General features: G+C 38.7%; 14 protein-coding genes. All 14 read left to right on the top strand.

Going from position 1 to position 17,190, the window contains the following annotated elements:
- Window positions 1–5 precede the first annotated feature (5 nt).
- The 14 genes from ACQCPR_RS19295 (at window position 6) to ACQCPR_RS19230 (ending at window position 17,156) form a co-directional block, all read left to right on the top strand.
- On the top strand, window positions 6–1,130 hold the full coding sequence (locus ACQCPR_RS19295) for an ABC transporter ATP-binding protein (RefSeq protein WP_427137813.1): 1,125 nt from the start codon (window positions 6–8) through the stop codon (window positions 1,128–1,130).
- A 55-nt stretch (window positions 1,131–1,185) separates the two neighbouring features.
- Window positions 1,186–2,838, top strand: coding sequence for a peptide ABC transporter substrate-binding protein (locus ACQCPR_RS19290; RefSeq protein ID WP_090567683.1), 1,653 nt, complete (start codon window positions 1,186–1,188; stop codon window positions 2,836–2,838).
- A 284-nt stretch (window positions 2,839–3,122) separates the two neighbouring features.
- Window positions 3,123–4,046 (top strand): S66 peptidase family protein, encoded by a 924-nt coding sequence (locus ACQCPR_RS19285; RefSeq protein ID WP_427137812.1) that lies wholly within the window; start codon window positions 3,123–3,125, stop codon window positions 4,044–4,046.
- 14 nt (window positions 4,047–4,060) lie between these two features.
- Window positions 4,061–5,143, top strand: a complete 1,083-nt coding sequence (locus tag ACQCPR_RS19280; RefSeq protein WP_427137811.1) for a dipeptide epimerase — start codon at window positions 4,061–4,063, stop codon at window positions 5,141–5,143.
- Between the two features lie 11 nt (window positions 5,144–5,154).
- Window positions 5,155–6,078 (top strand): NlpC/P60 family protein, encoded by a 924-nt coding sequence (locus ACQCPR_RS19275; protein ID WP_427137810.1) that lies wholly within the window; start codon window positions 5,155–5,157, stop codon window positions 6,076–6,078.
- Window positions 6,079–6,089: 11 nt separating this feature from the next.
- Entirely contained in the window at window positions 6,090–7,049 is a 960-nt protein-coding gene (locus tag ACQCPR_RS19270; protein WP_090567693.1) for an ABC transporter ATP-binding protein, read from the top strand.
- 748 nt (window positions 7,050–7,797) lie between these two features.
- The gene (gene rsgA, locus ACQCPR_RS19265) at window positions 7,798–8,805 is read left to right on the top strand and encodes a ribosome small subunit-dependent GTPase A (protein WP_093495579.1); all 1,008 of its coding nucleotides are present in this window, start codon (window positions 7,798–7,800) and stop codon (window positions 8,803–8,805) included.
- A 20-nt stretch (window positions 8,806–8,825) separates the two neighbouring features.
- Window positions 8,826–9,287, top strand: a complete 462-nt coding sequence (locus ACQCPR_RS19260; RefSeq protein ID WP_093495454.1) for a GNAT family N-acetyltransferase — start codon at window positions 8,826–8,828, stop codon at window positions 9,285–9,287.
- A 159-nt stretch (window positions 9,288–9,446) separates the two neighbouring features.
- Complete coding sequence (locus ACQCPR_RS19255; RefSeq protein WP_090567701.1) at window positions 9,447–9,920, top strand: CtsR family transcriptional regulator; 474 nt, start codon at window positions 9,447–9,449, stop codon at window positions 9,918–9,920.
- A gap of 17 nt (window positions 9,921–9,937) precedes the next feature.
- Window positions 9,938–10,483 (top strand): UvrB/UvrC motif-containing protein, encoded by a 546-nt coding sequence (locus tag ACQCPR_RS19250; protein WP_090567704.1) that lies wholly within the window; start codon window positions 9,938–9,940, stop codon window positions 10,481–10,483.
- The gene (locus ACQCPR_RS19245; protein ID WP_090567707.1) at window positions 10,473–11,567 is read left to right on the top strand and encodes a protein arginine kinase; all 1,095 of its coding nucleotides are present in this window, start codon (window positions 10,473–10,475) and stop codon (window positions 11,565–11,567) included. The genes ACQCPR_RS19250 and ACQCPR_RS19245 overlap by 11 nt, the downstream gene beginning before the upstream one ends.
- On the top strand, window positions 11,564–14,011 hold the full coding sequence (locus tag ACQCPR_RS19240; RefSeq protein WP_090567710.1) for an ATP-dependent Clp protease ATP-binding subunit: 2,448 nt from the start codon (window positions 11,564–11,566) through the stop codon (window positions 14,009–14,011). The genes ACQCPR_RS19245 and ACQCPR_RS19240 overlap by 4 nt, the downstream gene beginning before the upstream one ends.
- A gap of 483 nt (window positions 14,012–14,494) precedes the next feature.
- Window positions 14,495–15,865, top strand: coding sequence for a DNA repair protein RadA (radA, locus tag ACQCPR_RS19235; RefSeq protein ID WP_090567713.1), 1,371 nt, complete (start codon window positions 14,495–14,497; stop codon window positions 15,863–15,865).
- Between the two features lie 202 nt (window positions 15,866–16,067).
- Window positions 16,068–17,156 (top strand): PIN/TRAM domain-containing protein, encoded by a 1,089-nt coding sequence (locus tag ACQCPR_RS19230; protein WP_090567716.1) that lies wholly within the window; start codon window positions 16,068–16,070, stop codon window positions 17,154–17,156.
- Window positions 17,157–17,190 lie beyond the last annotated feature (34 nt).

Raw genomic sequence — 17,190 nt, 5'->3', positions numbered from 1 at the left:
ATTGGATGAATGAACATCAATTAGATCATGCAAAGGAACAAATAAAAGAGCGAGTTGATGAAGTAGATAAATCTCTTCCAGTAGGTACCTATGGGGTGCAAAAGAATAGAAAGAAGTCAAAGAAAGTTAGGTCAGATGTAAAAGTACTACAGGTAAATAATCTTCAGGTTTCTTTTCGAACATATGGTGGAGAGGTTGAAGCGGTTAGAGGGGTTAGTTTCGATTTACATCAAGGGGAAACACTTGCAATAGTGGGTGAATCGGGATGTGGAAAAAGCGTTACTTCTAATGCGATTATGGGGTTAATACCAAAGCCTGCTGGAATTATTAAGAATGGCCGTGTTCTATTTAAAGGGAAAGAATTGACGAATATGTCGAAGCCCCAACTGCGGAAAATTCAAGGCGTTGATATTTCAATGATTTTCCAAGATCCAATGACTGCACTAAACCCAACTCTCACGATAGGGGAGCAGTTAACTGAAGGACTTCGGACACATAAAAAAGTAAGTAAACAGGATGCAAAGCAAAAAGCAATAGAAATGTTGGAATTAGTAGGGATACCTAATCCTACAGAACGTTTAAAGCAATTTCCTCATCAATTTTCTGGTGGAATGCGTCAACGAATCGTAATTGCCATTGCGCTAATTTGTGAACCTGAGCTATTGATTGCAGATGAACCAACAACAGCACTGGATGTAACGATCCAAGCACAAATTTTAGAACTCTTTGAGGAGATTCAGCAAAAAACAGATATATCGATTATTTTAATTACTCATGATCTAGGAGTCGTTGCAAAAATAGCTGATCGAATAGCAGTAATGTATGCAGGGAAAATAGTAGAAATTGGTGATAAGCGTGCAATATTTTACACACCAGAGCATCCATATACTAAAGGACTTTTAAATTCAGTACCACGTCTGGATTTGGTTGAAGAAGAGCTACAGCCAATTGAAGGAACACCACCAGATTTATTTTCGCCACCGCAAGGATGTCCTTTCACGGCTAGATGTCCGTATGCGATGGAAGTATGCGATCATGTATATCCTTCTACGACAACAAAATCTGATACACATGCGGTTGACTGTTGGCTTCAAGACGAACGTGCAAAAGTATTACAAGAGTTATCTTGAATAGGATGAGCGCGCGTAAGTGCATTCACATATATATTACAAAGGGGGAACTAGAATGAAGAAATGGTTATCATTATTTGTAGTAGCGTTATTTGTCCTTGTGTTAAGTGCTTGTACAGCCACGAAAGATGCGGGTGAAACACCGAAAAATAATACAGGTAATGAAGGAGAAGAGAAGGAAACTGCAGCAGAAACGGAAACAGAAAAAGTACTCAAATTAAATAATGGAAATGAACCGACCTCATTTGATCCATCTGTAGGATTTGATGCAGTTTCTTGGAATGCACTGAATAATCTAATGGAAGGACTTGTACGACTTTCAAAAGACCATGTGGCGGAGCCTGCGACAGCTGAAAAAATTGATGTAACAGAAGATGGACTAACATATACATTTACAATTCGAGATGATGCAAAATGGTCTAATGGTGAGCCTGTATTAGCAAGTGACTTCGTCTACGGATGGTTGCATATGTTAAATCCGGAAACAGCTTCTCCGGCAGCATTTTTGGCATATTTCATTGATGGAGCTGAAGCTTATAATAGTGGGGAAGGTACGGCTGAGGATGTTGCTATTAAAGCATTAGAGGAAAAAGTATTTGAAGTGAAGTTGAATGCTCCAACCGAAGCATTCTTGAATATCATTACAAACCCTAGTTTCTTCCCAGTGAATGAGAAAGTAGCTACAGAGAATGCAACGTGGTTTACTGAAGCAGATACATTCGTAGGGAACGGTCCGTTCAAGTTAACTGCATGGGAACATGATGTTAGCTTTACATTTGCAAAAAATGAAAACTATTGGGATGCAGATACTGTGAAGCTTGATACAGTAGAATGGGCAATGGTAGATGATTCCAATACAGAATACCAAATGTACGAAACAGGGGAATTAGATGTGTCGGGTGTACCATCTGAATTAGCAGATCAGTTAATGAATGACCCTGAACTTAAAAATGAGGACCAGGCAGGACTATATTTCTATCGCTTTAATGTTTCACAAGAACCTTTTACGAATAAAAAAATCCGTCAAGCTTTTGGTATAGCTGTTGATCAACAAGAAATCGTAGAGTTTGTAACAAAGAATGGTGAAAAACCAGCGGAAGGCTTTATTCCTTACGGATTTGTAGGTCCAGATGGTAAAGAATTCAGAGAAACAGCAGGTAAGCTTGTAGGTTTTGATGCAGAAAAAGCAAAAACGCTTTTAGCTGAAGGTATGGCAGAAGAGGGTTACACTGTTTTACCAGAAGTAACTTTAACTTATTCTACAAGTGATACTCATAAGAAAATAGCAGAAGCGTTGCAAAGTAAATTTAAAGAAGTGTTAGGAGTAGATGTAACACTACAAAATGTAGAAGCAAGTGTGTTTGCGACCGAGCAAAAAGAGTTTAAATATCAGTTGTCTCGTTCTTCCTTCTTATTTGATTATGCTGATCCAGTGAATGCATTAGAAAGCTTCATTACAGATTCTTCTATGAATCGTACGACATGGTCAAATGCAGAGTTTGATAAACTAATTGCCGATATTAAAAAGGAAACAGACGAAGTAAAACGTTGGGAAATGCTAATCCAAGCAGATGCGTTATTAATGGATGAAATGCCTATTTTCCCAGTTCACTATTACAATCAAGTGACACTTGAAAAACCAACAATTTCAGGAATCGTAAGACATCCAGTTGGATACATGGATTTAAAATGGGCTGACAAAGAGTGAAGAGCTAGTGCTGTGTAGTCTCAGTTCGTGACATCGTGTCGTAACGACTGACCCCTGTGGACATTCGACAAGTAATGGAAGAACTTCACGTAAAGGCGTTATTTGCCTTTGCTAAAATCTTGAAGCGACTCGAAGGGCTAGGCGCTAGAAAAAGAATAATTGCACAAGCGATTAAGAAAGACTGCGGTGCCTCTTATGGTGCCGCCCTTTTCTTTCGTAGTAGCTATGTTAAACTTTGCTGTGAGTTAGTTTACAAAGCTTTCATTATAAAGGAGATATTACATATGAAGATTCGTCCGAAACGATTACAAAAAGGGGATACTATTGGCATTATTGCTCCTTCAAGTCCGCCAAATTTAGAAAATTTAAAGCGTTCCTTTGCCTTTTTAGAGGAGCTCGGTTTGTCATATCAGCTAGGTAAAAGTGTAGAAAATATACATGGTTATTTAGCTGGTACCGATGAGGAACGTTTAGAAGATTTACATGAAATGTTTGCTAACCCGGATATCGCAGGAATTATTTGTGCAGGTGGTGGCTACGGTTCTGCACGTTACACAGATCAAATCGATTTTCAATTGATGCATGAGAATCCAAAAATATTTTGGGGCTACTCGGATATAACCTTTCTACATACAGGGATGAATCTATATTCGGATATCGTCACCTTCCATGGACCAATGTTAGCATCGGATGTGGGAAAGGATACATTCTCGGAGCTATCCAAAAAAATGTTTCAGCAGCTATTTAATCCGATGGAGCTATTTTATACCGAAGCAATCTCTCCATTGACAAAAGTTTCTCCGGGTATCGTTAGAGGAGAACTTACAGGAGGTAATTTATCACTATTAGCTAATGGTATAGGTACGAAATATGAGGTTAACACAAAAGGAAAACTTCTCTTTATAGAAGATGTGGGCGAAGAGCCATACAAAGTCGATGGTATGCTTAACCAACTACGCCAAGCAGGTATTTTAGATGCAGCGGCTGGGTTTGTCATTGGAGATTTTAGTGATGCGGAACCTAAAAAAAGACCGGTTACTTTATCTTTAGATGAAGTGTTTGACCATTATATCGGTAAATTAGGTAAGCCTGCGGTGAAAGGATTTAAAATAGGGCATTGCGAGCCTCATTTCGCTATACCACTTGGAATGGAAGCAGAATTGGACGCAAATAACTTATCTCTAACAATATTACCTGGAGTGGAATAAAGGGGGAGAGAAGATTGTATATAAAATCGATTGAGACATTTGATGTGGCAATTCCTCTCACCAAACCTTTTAAAACTGCTCTACGAACAGTGACAACGGCTTACTCAGTGTATGTGACTATTGTGACGAGTGATGGATTAGTTGGTTATGGAGAGGCTCCACCAACACATGTAATCACTGGAGAGTCAATGGATAGTATCCGCTACGCTATTAACGAAGTAATAGCACCCCAGTTAATAGGTTTGAATATTTTACAAAGTGAACAAGTATTTCAGAAACTAAACACAGCCTTAGTAAGAAATACGAGTGCTAAAGCAGCTGTAGACATGGCTATTCACGACATACTTGCTAGGTATGCGGGTCTTCCTTTATATCAATTTCTAGGTGGATATCGGGATACGATTGAAACGGATTTTACGGTTAGTGTGAATGACCCGGCCGAGATGGCCGATGATGCGGAACAGTATATAAAGGATGGATTTAAAGTTCTAAAGGTCAAGGTAGGTATTGGTGATATAAAAGATGATATCGAACGAATTCATGCTATTCGAAAACGTGTGGGAATGACTCCAAATTTAAGACTCGATGCTAACCAAGGATGGAATGCAAAAGAGGCGGTAAAAGCAATTAGTTTGATGGAAGATGCAGGTCTATCAATCGAATTTGTAGAGCAACCAGTGCCTGCTTGGGATCTAGAGGGCTTAAAGTATGTTACTGATCATACTTATACTCCAATTATGGCGGATGAGAGTGTTTTTTCCGTGCAGGATGCTAAACAAGTTCTAAAAATACGAGCTGCTGATTTGATAAACATAAAGCTAATGAAATCTGGGGGGATTTATCACGGAAAAAAAATAAATGCACTTGCAGAGGCGAATGGTGTGGGGTGTATGGTAGGGAGTATGATTGAAACGAAATTAGGCATCACAGCTGCAGCTCATTTTGCCGCTAGTCAGCCGAATATTCGATATTACGATTTTGACGCACCATTGATGCTGGATAATGATTTAATAGTCGGTGGAGTTATCTATGAAAAAAGTAAAATGTCGTTTTCTAATGAACTAGGATTAGGAATAACACATGTAAATTTGGATTAGGAGGCCAAAAGATGCCAGTTGAAACGAAAGAATGGGTTTGTGCTGTAAAGGTTGGAACAATTTGGACTGAACCTAATTCTGCAAGAGAGATAGATAATCCAGGAATATTAAATCCTGTGTTATTGGTGGAATGGCTTGAGGCATTACCATACAAAGAAAGACTAGCGTTATGTAACGAAAATCGTGTGCAAACACAGCTTCTTTACGGGGAGCCATTGTTTCTGGAGGAGATAGAAGGGGAATGGGCAAAGGTTGTTGCTATTTGGCAGCCCTCGAAAAAAGATAGTCGCGGTTATCCAGGATGGATTCCACTGTCACAAATAAAGCCGGCAGGACAAGTGAATAACAAAGGAATTGTAAGAGTTTCGTCTCCAAAAGCACAGCTATGGGACTTACAGCATAACCCTTTGCTCGTTTTACCGTTTAATACTATTCTACCGATAATATCAGAGGGTGAAGTATTTTATACGGTTCATACTCCACATGGCAAAGCGCTATTATCGAAAGGCCAAGCTCAATTTGCACTATCTTTGATGCAGCTTCCTAAGAAGTCTGCAGAAGAGGCGGTTTCTTTAGGGGAAAGGTATTTAGACTTGCCTTACCTTTGGGGTGGGATGTCCTCATATGGTTATGATTGTTCCGGTTTTTCGTATAATATGCTGAAGGCTTGTGGGTATATAATTCCTCGGGATGCAAGTGACCAAGCAAAAATGGGAGAAGAAATTCCTATACACGATCCTTCTCTTTGGAAAAAGGGAGATTTAATATTCTTCGCAAATGATGAAGGTACTGGAAGCGTTAGACATGTTGGTTTTTATTATGGGAATGGACAACTTTTGCATTCTCATTCAACTGGGAAAACAGTAGAAATTTTAGTATTAGCAGAATCTAAGTTAGAAAAGGAAATTTGTGCAGTTAGAAGATATGCCGTTTAGGGGGGAATCACATGACGGAAAAAGTTCTATTATCTGTTCAAGATTTGAAGCGTCATTTTGACATTGGGAGCGGGGAGACATTAAAAGCAGTCGATGGGATAAGTTTTGATATAGTCAAAGGAGAAACATTTGGTTTAGTTGGAGAATCGGGTTGTGGTAAATCGACAGCAGGTCGAACTATTTTAGGCTTATACAATAGAACAGAGGGAAAAGTTCTGTTTGAAGATAAAAATGTGCATGAGATGAGTAGCAAAGAAAGAACAGGGTACTTGAAAAAGATGCAAATGATCTTCCAGGATCCTTATGCATCCTTAAATCCACGTTCCACTGTGTTTGAAATTATTGCAGAACCAATGGAAATACATAAACTATATAAAAAAGAAGAGTTAAAGTCTAGAGTGTATGAGTTACTAGAGGATGTCGGACTAAACAAAGACCATGCTAATCGCTATCCTCATGAATTTTCTGGAGGGCAACGACAACGAATTGGCATAGCTCGTGCTCTTGCATTAGATCCAGAGTTTATCATCGCGGATGAGCCGATTTCAGCATTGGATGTGTCGGTACAAGCACAAGTAGTGAAGTTGCTCCAACGGCTACAAAAAGAAAAAAATCTAACTTACTTGTTTATCGCACATGATTTATCGATGGTCAAGTACATCTCTGACCGAATAGGGGTCATGTACCTAGGGCATATGGTAGAACTAACTACGAGTAACCAACTGTATGATGAACCACTACACCCCTATACACAGGCATTGTTATCCGCAATTCCGATTCCAGACCCTGATATAGAGGAATCACGGGAACGTATTCTATTGCAAGGAGAGCTTCCGAGTCCTATCAATCCACCTTCTGGTTGCGTGTTCCGTACAAGATGTGCACACGCTATGTCTATTTGTACAGACAAAAGACCGGTTTGGAAGGAACAGGAAGCAGGGCATTTTGTGGCATGTCATCTTTATAATTAAATGGCTTCTTTATACCAAGTGTTGAAGTAGAAATCATTTTTATTGAAGATTTGTTCATTTGTGTAAGGGCACTTAAAGCTTCTATATCTGCATTTTTCTATTCAGGTAGAGGCTAGATTTTTTGTAGATTTCTACTCGTTCAGTTGTCTTAAGGTGGATAGGGTTTGTATATGACCTTGCATATTCATTGTGTTTAATAGAATTCTTTTATTCTAATTAATGATTAATTACTACTCGCTTTATTGATTGCAGTGGAATGTGGCGACTCCAGCGGGATAAGCTAGAAAGTCGAGACCCCACAGGGAGCGTTTATAGGAACGAAGGCTAAGTATTAAAATGCGTATGTCGACAATTTATAATTAGCATCATACTGGCCCAAGGAGGCTTGGCCTCACCCGCGGAAAGCGTCCGCATGAAACGAAAATCAGCAGTATTATTAAAGTCCTTTATTCAAAATAGCAACTTGCATAATTATATGTTGACAGATTGCTAATACTTGTAGTATTCTGAAAATAACTTAAAGAAAGGAGTGAGGCATTATGGCAAATCTATATACGTATCCACGAATCAGTAAGTTCATGATGTCCCACTCTGTATGTCTCTAACCAGATACATGCTTCTTTACTAATGACCGGGAAACCATGACTGCTGATTTGTGCAGTCATGGTTTTTTTATACGGAAAATTAGGAGGAAGTAAAATTGAATTTAATCGAACAATATGGATGGAATAATAATTGGGAAGAAAAAATGACAGGTAGTGGAATCGCGGGTCGCGTTCTACTGGAACATAAAAATTTATATAGGGTTATGACCAATGAAGGAGAGTTACTAAGTTCACTTTCCGGGAAATTTAAGTTTGAGCATAATAGGGAAGCATTTCCGGCAGTTGGAGACTGGGTAGTGCTTGATCAGATGCCCGGTGAGGAAAAAGGAATCATTCATGAAGTGCTTCCTCGCAGCTCGCAGTTCTCTAGGAAAATGGCGGGATTGACTACGGAAATTCAATTAATCGCTGTAAACGTTGATTTTGTATTTTTGGTTATGTCACTTAATCATGACTTCAATGTCCGTAGACTAGAGAGATACCTATTAGCGGCATGGGATTCAGGGGCGACGCCGGTTGTGGTGTTAACGAAAAAAGATACCTGTGAAGACCTAGAATATTATATTAAAGAAGTTGAGGCTATTGCATTTGGTGTAGATATATTTGCAGTGAGTAGTGTTACAGGAGAGGGTATTGATCTTCTGGGGAATCTATTGGCTGCACATAAAACTGGCGCACTTTTAGGATCTTCAGGAGTAGGGAAATCCTCTTTGATTAACGCATTATCAGGTGTAGAAGTAATGGCTGTAAATGATATAAGGACAGATGATAGTAAAGGGCGCCATACGACTACACATAGAGAACTGACGCTGTTACCACAAGGGGGCTTATTAATTGATACACCTGGTATGAGGGAGTTTCAGCTTTGGGATACGAGTGAAGGAGTTAGTGCTAGCTTTCAGGACATCGAAGACCTAGCGTTAGCGTGTCGCTTCCGTGATTGCCAGCATGTAAAAGAGCCGGGCTGTGCAATTCAAGAGGCTATTTACAATGGTACGCTCAAACGAGAACGATACAAAAGTTATGTAAAACTAATGAGAGAGCTTGCACATATCGATCGTAAAAACGATGCAATAGCTAAAAAAGCTGAAACGAATAAATGGAAGCAAATAGCGAAGTCCCAACGAAATAATTATAAAAAGAAAATCTGATTATAGATAGGTGATAACGAATGATTCAATTAGTCAATCACAATGATGAAAAAGTCGCTGAGAGTATTCTATCAATTCAACTACCAGCATATAAAGTTGAAGCTGATTTAATAGGATTCGATGGAATACCACAGCTTTTAGATACAGTAGAAAATATAAAAAGTTCTAAAGAACAATTTCTCGGGAAGTTGGATGGCTCGAAATTAGTAGGTTTTCTTTCTTATGAAGGTACAGAGGAACTAATTGACATTTGTAGACTTGTAGTAGATCCTAATCATTTTCGAAAAGGAATTGCATCAGAGTTATTAAGTTATCTATTAAACGTCTATGGAAATGAAAAAAAGATAGTTGTATCAACTGGTGCAAAAAATACACCAGCAATCACATTATATGAAAGACATAATTTTACAAAATTAGTGGATGTCGAAATAGAACCCGATTTCTTTATTACTCAACTAACGTATGAACGAAAAAAGATTTAATGAATAGGAATATTCATATTAATATATCCTAAACTACAAACGACTGTTTGTAGTTTTTTTCTTTTTTCAGGGCAAATCGTATCAATTGCACATGCGAAAAATTCTCGTTATAATATAGTCAAAGTTAGTCAAAGTCAGTTTGTGAGAAGAGGTGAGAAGATGAAAAATATATCTGACATAATTGAAGGGTATTTAAAGGCTATTATAGAAGAAGGAAGTAAGGAACAAATTGAAATTAAGCGAAGTGAAATTGCAGAAAAGTTTCAGTGTGTTCCATCTCAAATAAATTATGTTATCAATACAAGGTTTACCCAAGATCGAGGATACTTAGTAGAAAGTAAACGAGGTGGAGGGGGATATATTCGAATCCTCCGCGTTCGAGCTCATACGAAAGCTGATTTAATAGAGCATATTATACAGACACTAGAAAACGGGGCTTCTGAATCCGTTACCGAAGATATTGTTTTCCGGTTAATCGATGAGGATGTTATATCTAAACGTGAAGCAAAACTTATTTTAGCAGCTTTAAATCGAACGACTTTAGCAATTCCGCTTCCTGCGAGAGATGAACTACGATCACGTATACTATGTGCCATGTTATTAACGTTAAAATATGAAAAAAGTGAAAAATGAACGGGGTGTGTTGAAAGGTGATTTGTGAAAATTGTAAGCAAAGACCAGCTAAAGTAACGGTTACGCAAGTGCATAACGGTGAACACTTTGAAAGACATTATTGTGAGGTCTGTGCAAATAGCCTCCACCCGTTTTATGTAGAGTATAAACAAGATCCGTTATCTCTACATCAGCTATTATCGAACTGGTTTGGTCAAACAGAACAGCAGCCAATGCAACAAAAACAACCTAAAAATATGATCGTATGCGATGAATGCGGTTGGTCGATACAGCATTTTTTAGATGAAGGGAAATTTGGTTGTGCAAATTGCTATAACAGTTTCCGCAAGCAGTTGCCTAATGTATTTAAGAGACTACATAACGGCAATACAACGCATATTGGAAAGGCTCCAGGTGCGCTTGGGGAGAAAATTGCTATTAAAAAACGAATAGAAGCAATTCGTTCTCAAATGAAAGATGCGATTGACACTGAAAGTTTTGAGGAAGCCGCAAAGTTAAGGGATGAAGCGAGAGATTTGGAAAGTCAGCTTTCTACAGGAGGTGACCAAACTGATGTCAATTGAACGTTTTTTAGACAACTCAATTTCTAGTTGGATGGCGGGAGAGGGTAAGCATTCGGATATTGTTATGAGTACAAGAATTCGCTTAGCAAGAAATCTGAATGGCTATCGTTTTCCTTTAGCATTTACAGAAGATGAGGCGCATAAAATTGACCAATCTGTTTCCTCCACTTTGTTGGACGCAAGTGACGAATTACAGATGCAATTTTCTTCCATCCATATAAAGGATGTATCTGAACTAAGTCGTCAGGTGTTAGTAGAAAAACATTTAATCAGTCCAAAGCTTGCTAACTCGCCAATGACTGGCTCTGTTTTATTGTCAAATGATGAATCCGTTAGTGTGATGGTCAACGAAGAGGATCATATTCGTATACAATGTCTTTTTCCAGGGCTTCAAATTCAAGAGGCCTATGCTCAGGCAGATGTGTTAGATCGTGTTTTAGATAAGGAATTACCATATGCTTTTGACGAGCAGTTTGGATATTTAACAAGCTGCCCTACCAATACAGGTACTGGTTTACGTGCATCTGTAATGATGCATTTACCCGCATTAACGATGACGAAGCAAATGAATAGAATCGTCACTATCATTTCAAGACTAGGAATGGTTGTAAGAGGAATCTACGGAGAAGGTAGTGAAGCGCTCGGTAATGTATACCAAGTGTCCAACCAAACCACACTTGGTAAGTCAGAAGAGGACATACTTGCTGATCTTCAGAGTATTACCGAACAAATTATTCAAAAAGAAAGAGAAGCACGGGATGCACTTCTAAAGCATTCGGCCAATACACTAGAAGACCGACTATATCGATCTTTAGGAACTTTATCATTTGCCCGTATTATGGCGACAGATGAAGCGGCAAGATGCCTATCGGATGTGCGATTAGGGATAGATATAGGACTCATTGAAGATGTGGATGTGACTATATTGAATGAATGTATGGTGTTTATGCAACCAGGATTTCTACAAAAATATGCAGGTACTTCATTGAACACCTCTGAGCGGGATATGTTTCGCGCAAAGCTGTTAAGGGAACGATTGCAAAAAGAAGAAAAACAGAAAACAAAAGGAGAGGAATCTGAATGATGTTTAATCGTTTTACACAAAGATCTCAAAAAGTATTACAACTAGCACAAGAAGAGGCTATTCGCTTAAAGCATGAATCTATAGGGACAGAACATATATTACTTGGTCTTATCCGAGAAGGTAGTGGAATTGCTGCAAAAGCATTAGAAGCAATAGAAGTAGATCTAAAAGTAATCGAAACAGGGATCGAGGAACTAGTAGGAGCTGGTAAGGAAGAAGTTGGACCAATTGTTAACTATACACCTCGTGCGAAAAAGGTGATTGAGCTTTCAGTAGATGAGTCTCGAAAACTAGGTCACTCATACATTGGAACAGAGCATCTATTACTAGCGTTAATCCGTGAAGGAGAAGGAGTAGCAGCTCGTGTTCTAAATAATGCAGGAGTAAGTTTAAACAAGGCTCGTCAACAAGTTCTTCAATTATTAGGAAGTACAGAGCAAGCACATGGTAATGGGAACAATGGGACTGCTCCAGCTAGTACACCTACACTGGATGGTCTAGCTCGTGACTTAACGCAAATTGCAAGAGAAGGTACGCTAGATCCTGTAATTGGGCGCAGCAAAGAAATTACAAGAGTAATTGAAATATTGGCTCGTCGTACAAAAAACAACCCAGTTTTAATTGGTGAACCAGGTGTTGGGAAAACGGCTATAGCAGAAGGGCTTGCGCAGCAAATCGTACAAAATGAAGTGCCAGAAATACTACGTGATAAACGTGTAATGACGCTAGATATGGGTACAGTTGTTGCTGGTACAAAATATCGTGGAGAATTTGAAGATCGTTTGAAAAAGGTGATGGATGAAATTCGTCAAGCCGGCAATGTTATTTTATTTATCGATGAACTTCATACATTAATTGGGGCTGGTGGAGCAGAGGGTGCTATTGATGCTTCAAATATTTTGAAGCCTGCTCTTGCTCGTGGAGAAATCCAATGTATAGGTGCGACAACATTGGATGAGTATAGAAAATATATTGAAAAAGATGCTGCACTAGAACGTCGTTTCCAACCTATTCAAGTAGACGAACCTTCAGTAGATGAAGCTATCCAAATTATTTACGGTTTACGTGATCGTTATGAAGCACATCACCGTGTAAAAATTACAGATGCGGCGGTAGAAGCTGCTGTCAAAATGTCTGACCGTTATATTTCTGATCGTTTTCTACCAGATAAAGCAATTGACTTAATAGATGAAGCGGGATCTAAAGTACGTTTACGTTCGTATACAACACCTCCCAATTTAAAAGAACTAGAAGCAAAACTAGAGGCGATTCGTTCTGAGAAAAATGCTGCAGTGCAAAGTCAGGAATTTGAAAAAGCTGCATCATTCCGTGATAAAGAACAAAAGCTTAAAGATGAACTAGAAAAAATGAAAAACAATTGGAAAGAAAAGCAAGGAAAAGAAGAGTCTGAAGTTACAATAGAAGATATTGCAGCAGTGGTGTCTATGTGGACTGGTGTACCAGTATCCAAGCTAGCGCAAACAGAATCTGAGAAGTTATTAAAACTGGAAGATAAATTACATGAAAGAGTTATTGGTCAAAGTGAAGCAGTCGACGCAATTTCAAGAGCTATTCGTCGTGCTCGAGCGGGACTGAAAGATCCAAAACGTCCTATTGGTTCCTTTATCTTCTTAGGACCTACTGGTGTAGGGAAAACAGAACTTGCTCGTGCTCTAGCGGAAGTGATGTTCGGAGACGAAGATGCGATGATTCGTGTAGATATGTCCGAGTACATGGAAAAGCATTCAACTTCTCGTCTAGTTGGTTCTCCTCCAGGATATGTTGGTTTTGACGATGGTGGACAATTAACAGAAAAGGTACGTCGTAAACCATACTCTGTTATCTTATTAGATGAAATTGAAAAGGCTCATCCTGATGTCTTTAATATTCTTCTTCAAGTGTTAGAGGATGGCCGATTAACAGACTCAAAGGGCCGTACAGTAGATTTCCGTAATACGGTAGTTATCATGACATCGAATGTCGGTGCGGATGCACTTAAATTCAACAAATACGTTGGGTTTAACTTACAAGAAGGTGGCAAGACAGACTATAAAGATATGAAAGGTAAAATGCTAGAAGAGTTGAAGAAAGCATTCCGCCCAGAGTTCTTAAACCGTCTGGATGAAATGATTGTGTTCCACTCTCTGGAAAAAGACCATTTAAAACAAATTGTTTCATTAATGACAGACCATTTAGCAAAACGTTTGAAAGAACAAGGTATTGAATTAGAAATTACAGAAGCAGCACAAGATAAAATTACAACCGAAGGATATGAACCAGAATATGGTGCGCGTCCTTTACGTCGTGCAATACAAAAACATGTAGAAGATCGACTTTCCGAAGAGCTTTTAAAAGGGGAAGTATTAGATGGGCAACATGTAATATTTGATGTTGAAGACAATGAGTTCGTCGTTCGCACGAAAGCTTTAGTTACAGAAGGTTAATATAGCGGGCATTCCGAAAAATAGTTCGGAATGCCCTTTTTTATAAAAAGTAAGAAAATAGGTTTTTCATAGCTTATTGCTTAGTTGGTAAGATTGGACAAAGTTACTATAGTGATAAGACCGTTAAATCAATGAAACTATTCTGTAGGATGAAGAAAGTAGATTTTCTTTTAAGTAGTGGAAATACAGTGAGATAGTAAGTGTTCACTTAATAAAGAAGCTAAATAGCAAACGAAATTGTATCTTCGAGAGCTTGCTTTATGAATAGGAAAGTGTCTTTTTACTAGTTATCTAAAAACGCACTTACCTGTTTCTAAAAGTTGTAGAAGGGACACGAATAGACAAACTAGTATTCCTAGAAATGGACTCGGACATAATATAGCGAAATGTCTTTACAAAGCCTTCGAAAATGCTAGGAAAAGGTTTTGTACATATAGGATAGGGTATTTTTTACCCGATTTTTCTTATTACATAGGAGGTATTATGGCTAAAAAGAAAACGAAGTTTATGTGTAATTCATGTGGATACGAATCCGCAAAATGGATGGGAAGATGTCCTGGATGCGGCGATTGGAATACAATGGTAGAAGAAACAGAAATAGTTTCAAAAGGTCCGAAACGTTCCTTTCAGCATTCGGATGGCGTAGCGCAAAAGGCTACACCGATTATTTCGGTGGTAACAGCAGAAGAACCAAGAGTGACAACCGACTTTGCGGAACTGAATCGTGTTCTTGGTGGGGGTATTGTACCAGGATCCCTAGTGTTAATAGGAGGAGATCCAGGTATAGGGAAATCTACTCTTCTTTTACAGGTTTCAGCTTTACTTGCCAATAAAGGTGAGCGAGTTCTATACATTTCGGGAGAGGAATCCATCCGTCAGACAAAGCTTCGTGCAGAACGTTTAGGAGTTACCTCAGCTGAGCTTTATATCTACTCTGAAACCAATTTAGAACTAATTAATGAAACAATTGAGAGTGTAGAGCCTAAATTTGTCATTGTGGATTCTATTCAAACTGTTCATCATCCGGAAGTAACTAGTGCACCTGGGAGTGTATCGCAAGTTCGTGAATGTACAGCAGAGCTTATGCGAATAGCCAAGACAAAAAATGTAGCAATATTTTTAGTAGGACATGTAACAAAAGAAGGTCAAATTGCAGGGCCGCGTATATTAGAACATATGGTGGACACCGTTTTGTATTTTGAAGGAGAACGTCACCATACGTATCGTATTTTAAGGTCTCAGAAAAATCGTTTTGGCTCTACGAATGAAATTGCTATATTTGAAATGATTCAATCTGGATTAAAAGAAGTACTAAATCCATCTGAATTATTCTTGCAGGAACGATCTCACGGAGCAGCAGGTTCTGCAATTGTTGCCTCTATGGAAGGTACCAGACCTATTTTAGTAGAAATTCAAGCTCTAGTGACGCAGTCTAGCTTTAACTACCCGAAACGTATGGCCACTGGTATTGATCAAAACCGGGTTTCATTGCTAATGGCGGTACTGGAAAAAAGAATGGGATTACTACTTCAAACGCAAGATGCCTATATAAAAGTTGCAGGTGGAGTGAAATTAGACGAACCTGCAATCGATTTAGCCGTCCTAGTAAGTATCGTATCTAGTTTTCGAGATACAGGAGTTACACCGACAGATTGTTTTATCGGCGAAATCGGTTTAACTGGAGAAGTGAGAAGGGTGTCTAGGATTGAGCAGCGTGTGCAAGAGGCTGCAAAGCTTGGCTTTAAAAGAGCGATTGTTCCTGCATCTAATTTAGGCGGTTGGGATTACCCTAAAGACATCCAAATTATAGGGATTGAAACAGTTAACGAAGCGATGAAAGAGGCATTCTCGTAACAAAGAAGAGGGCGAATACTCTAGCAGATAATCACCTTAGGATTTGGCGTAAAGGCAAAGAACGCCTTTACGTGGAATCCTTGCTACTGCGCAAAGATTTTCGAAGTAGAATGTTGTCGGGGCGCGGGAGGGGGCAAGTGCTTTTCTTATTAGACTTATTGTGAAAGATGGAAGTATAATGAAATAAATGGAGGTGGCATACTTGTTAAAATGGATTATTCAAATTGCTTTTGTTTTAATTGGTGGAACATTGGGTTTATTATTCTTACCGCACTTATACGAGCTTTTTAATTTATCTGAGAACCCATGGATTCACAATCCGTATGTATCTGTTTTAGTTGGAGCGATTTTGTTATACGTGGCTGCATTATTTATGACTGACTACTTAGTGAACTTTATCAAGTGGATGGAAGAACGGTTATTAAAAGCGCCAATAGGAGACTTGCTGTTCGGAACACTTGGGCTGGTTATAGGATTAATCGTTGCCTTTTTCCTTGGTTCTGCGCTTAATAATATCGCAATATTGGGTATTGGATCGATTGTTCCGATACTATTGTCTATTGTTTTGGGGTACTTAGGTTTCCAAGTCGGTTTTAAAAAGCGTGACGAACTTCTTCAAGTTTTTACTCCTTCTAAACAAAATAGTAGCAAAAAGAAAACAGAGGACGAGGATAACCAAGAATTGATTTTAGGAACTTATAAATTGTTAGATACGAGCGTTATTATTGATGGTCGCATCGCTGACATTTCGGTAACAGGATTTATCGAAGGGGTTCTTGTCGTTCCTCAATTTGTTTTGACTGAATTACAACATATTGCAGATTCCTCGGATACGCTTAAACGAACAAGAGGGCGTCGGGGTTTAGACGTATTGAAAAAACTACAAACGGAAAGAGCATCTGCCGTGTTAATCGTAGAAGAAGATTTCGAAGATATCCAAGAGGTAGATTTAAAATTAGTTCGACTAGCTAAAAAGATGAATGGAATCGTTGTAACAAATGACTTCAATCTAAACAAGGTTTGTGACCTACATCAAGTGCGTGTTTTGAATATTAATGACTTGGCAAATGCGGTAAAACCGGTCGTTATTCCCGGGGAAATAATGCATGTTGTCGTTATTAAAGATGGCAAAGAACACAATCAAGGTGTTGCATATTTAGATGATGGAACAATGATTGTTGTGGAAGGTGGTAAAACATATATTGGACAAGCCATAAATGTAGAAGTAACAAGTGTACTTCAAACATCGGCTGGCCGAATGATATTTGCAAAACCACAGGACTCAAAATAACGAAGAAGGGTAGTTTCCTTTGAGAAAGGAATAC

It is taken from the genome of Psychrobacillus psychrodurans, from assembly GCF_050209195.1.
Taxonomy (GTDB): domain Bacteria; phylum Bacillota; class Bacilli; order Bacillales_A; family Planococcaceae; genus Psychrobacillus; species Psychrobacillus psychrodurans.
Note: the sequence above shows the minus strand (reverse complement) of the source record. Positions and strands in the feature narration are given on the sequence as shown.

Excerpts from the sequence above, each read along its gene's own strand:
- ACQCPR_RS19295 (WP_427137813.1), top strand. The coding sequence starts at position 6 with ATGAATGAACATCAATTAGATCATGCAAAGGAACAAATAAAAGAGCGA.
- ACQCPR_RS19290 (WP_090567683.1), top strand. The coding sequence starts at position 1,186 with ATGAAGAAATGGTTATCATTATTTGTAGTAGCGTTATTTGTCCTTGTG.
- ACQCPR_RS19285 (WP_427137812.1), top strand. The coding sequence starts at position 3,123 with ATGAAGATTCGTCCGAAACGATTACAAAAAGGGGATACTATTGGCATT.
- ACQCPR_RS19275 (WP_427137810.1), top strand. The coding sequence starts at position 5,155 with ATGCCAGTTGAAACGAAAGAATGGGTTTGTGCTGTAAAGGTTGGAACA.
- ACQCPR_RS19270 (WP_090567693.1), top strand. The coding sequence starts at position 6,090 with ATGACGGAAAAAGTTCTATTATCTGTTCAAGATTTGAAGCGTCATTTT.
- rsgA (WP_093495579.1), top strand. The coding sequence starts at position 7,798 with ATGACAGGTAGTGGAATCGCGGGTCGCGTTCTACTGGAACATAAAAAT.
- ACQCPR_RS19260 (WP_093495454.1), top strand. The coding sequence starts at position 8,826 with ATGATTCAATTAGTCAATCACAATGATGAAAAAGTCGCTGAGAGTATT.
- ACQCPR_RS19255 (WP_090567701.1), top strand. The coding sequence starts at position 9,447 with ATGAAAAATATATCTGACATAATTGAAGGGTATTTAAAGGCTATTATA.
- ACQCPR_RS19245 (WP_090567707.1), top strand. The coding sequence starts at position 10,473 with ATGTCAATTGAACGTTTTTTAGACAACTCAATTTCTAGTTGGATGGCG.
- ACQCPR_RS19240 (WP_090567710.1), top strand. The coding sequence starts at position 11,564 with ATGATGTTTAATCGTTTTACACAAAGATCTCAAAAAGTATTACAACTA.
- radA (WP_090567713.1), top strand. The coding sequence starts at position 14,495 with ATGGCTAAAAAGAAAACGAAGTTTATGTGTAATTCATGTGGATACGAA.